This is a genomic window from Allobosea sp. P1_A7 (assembly GCF_056406775.1).
The window spans coordinates 1-2959 of the sequence record NZ_JBFTZN010000452.1 but is presented as its reverse complement, the minus strand read 5'-3'; the positions used below and the strand labels follow the sequence as shown (position 1 = coordinate 2959).

Annotated in this window: 1 pseudogene; it reads left to right on the top strand. The window is 57.8% G+C overall.

The features are described from left to right. Window positions 1-2006: 2006 nt before the first annotated feature. Window positions 2007-2959 (top strand): annotated as a pseudogene (locus AC1D34_RS36095) (adenylate cyclase); the annotation flags it as partial.

The following is a 2959-nucleotide window of genomic DNA, read 5'->3' as shown; positions in this document are numbered from 1 at the left end:
CGACATAAAGACCAGCCCAGGTGAACAGGGGCGCGTAGACGATCGGGGGAGGCGGCGCCTGGCGGCTGGGAAGGTCGGCGGAGAAGGCCGACGTTGCCAGGCACGTCGCAAGAACGGCGGTGGATACAAGTCCTAATCGCATGATGCTCTCCGAGTTTAGGGGTAGGCCACGTTACATGTTTCACACCAGGCAACTGCAGTGAACCCGAATAATCAGCGCGATGCCCCGATGAAGTCCCGAATATTCCGGAATGCGGCATTTAGATCACTTGGCTCTACGTGAATAAGGACATTGGACTGTCCAGAGCTTACCGTTTCAACGGGGCGCCCGTGTGCCGTTGCATCGGAGTTCTCGTGATCTCGGCAGACAATGCCTGTATTCGGGTGGGCGATTATTGGTCGAAGCGGAAACCTTCCGCCGGGGTTGGGCGAATAATCTTGAGCGAGACGCTGCACGGGCCCAAGAACGGCCGGTTATGAAGGCTCGAGCAGGTGAAAAGTGGCCTTATAATACGCCAACCTTAGTGATCTGGGGCGACAGGGGGCGGCAAAGACGGTTGATAGATCCCAAGGAGCTTTCCCATGAGCGAAGTCTTCAATCCGGACGGGATCTCTCGCCGACATGCCTTTTCCTTCTGGTGGTCGGCAGCCGCGCTCGGCCTTGCTGCGAATGCTACGGCCCTGACAGTCTCGAATTCTGAGGGCCAGACCTCCGGCATGGAGCGGCGGGGGACAGGCGTACGGGGCGCGGGGAGCGCCGCGACAAGCGGCGACGGACGCACCGACCGGCGTGAGGAGCAGCGCAACTCATTGGGTGCTGCTGCACCCAACTCAGAAACTTCAGTTCGCGCCTGCCCCTCAGCCAGGCGTGTTTTCCGTCGCGGTTGGGAAAGTCACTCCAGTTCAGGTCATCGATGCTCTTGCTGAGTGCTCATGCGCGATAAATCACGCATGCGGTGCCGTCATCGAAAGATAGTGTCCCAGGCCCACGCCATCCCTCCCCAGAGCAGGAACGATATCGCAGCTCCCCAAATAATCCCTCGCCCAAAACTATCGTCATCGTCTCCCTCGGGCCGAAGCCATTTGTAATTTCTCTGATTTGCCGGGGGCGATGCTGGAATTTCGTTAGCACACCGGTTCTCCTTTAAGGTCGCCATGCCAATAACCTTTCAGCTGACCGATAGGCGTAGCGAATAGTATAATATTCAGCACGTATTCAAACCAATATTTGGCATCTAAGCGATGTAAGCACATGTATATCGTCTCGTCGACGGGGATTTGCACCTGCCCGTTCGGGGCGACTGAGATTGGTTAACCGGTGACATCACGACGATACAGCCACGATAAGACGAGACCGCACGCGCGCACTACATGACGATACGTCATATAGTCTTAGCTGGGGTCATCGCGCGCTGCGGCCCGATTGTACTTGCGCTATCCCTGAGACCCGATTTCATCGCCGGTCCCAGCGGGATCGGCATTCAATGCCTTTAACCACGGCAACGATCCGCTGGCGCTTCGCCGTGCTTTCGGCCTTCAAGAAGGCTTTGACGAGACGAATTCCTTCGCTGGTCGAGAGCAAGTCAGCGATATCGGCGGTCCGATCTTCCCGCACGCGCCCTCTGCACCGCATCAAAGATCGGAACATCTGTGAACCGCTCCGCTTTTCCGGGGTCGTCGCCACGCAAAGCCTTGCGGCGACCGCATCAGCCATACTGGCCGCTGGCACTGTAATTAGTACGGAACAAGAATGAATTTGGAACATCCAGCTGGGACGGAATGTCAAAGGCGGGACGGAGGGTCAAGCCCGCGCGTCGACCGCATTATTGCCGCAGCGCGCCACCATAGTTCGTCCGAAATTTGGCGAATATTTAAGCAACAAATATTGCCCGATGCGATTTAAGGGGTGTAGAAATCTGAGCGAATACCCTTAAGTGGGATCGCAGTGATCGCCCCATCTGAACATCATGCGCATGCCGGGATTGATGAGCGGGAGAATTAACTCCATGAACCGGCAAGTGACATCGAGTTTTGTTCCTGATGCCTCGCGTTCCCAACCGCGACCCGCGCCATGCGAAGCCGATATCCGCGCGCAACTGCATTGCATTTTGGCAAGCCGCGATTTCAGCGCTCCGGATCGGCTGCGGCGGTTTCTGTCCTATGTGATTGAGGAGACGCTCGCTGGCCGGGCCGACCGCATAAAGGCCTATTCGATCGCGGTCGAAGTCTTCGGGCGGGATGCGAATATCGACATTTTGAACGATCCGGTCGTGCGCATCGAGGCCGGTCGGCTCCGGCGCGCATTGGAGCGATATTACTTTCTTGAAGGCAAGACAGACCGGGTCCTGATCGAAATTCCCAAGGGAAGCTACGTGCCGAGCTTTGCATGGCGATTGGGCGATCAGTTGCTTGCCCAACCCCTCTCATTGACCGAACCGCAGCCGCTATCCCAACCCCGTCCAGACTTCTTCGGCTGGCTCAGACGCCCCTGGCTCATCGGCTCGGTTACTGCGCTGGCGTTCGGTACCGTTGTGACAGTCATGGTAATGGGGGATTCATCACGACCGGCTGCTTCATCGACAAGCACCCCGGGTCTCTCTCTTCTCGTAAAGCCATTCGTCAACCTGTCCYCAACGCCAGACGCCGGTGTTTTTGYTGCCGGCCTTTCCGAAGAGATGCTCTCGCAGCTCGCTACGTTTCAGGGGCTGACAATCGTCCGAAGCGAGGCTTCCGATGACCTGGCGCAGCGATCATCCGCTGCCCGGCGTCAGCTCGGCGCCCGGCACATCCTTGAGGGGATGATCCGTGCTGCCGATAACAAGCTCAGAATAACCAGCCGGCTCGTAGATGGAGAAACGGCCGCCATTCGCTGGTCCGCTGTTTACGAGGCCGACCTGCATTCCGGGAACATCATCGATCTCGAAAGTGGCGTAGCGCAGAAGATCGCCGCAGCGGTCGC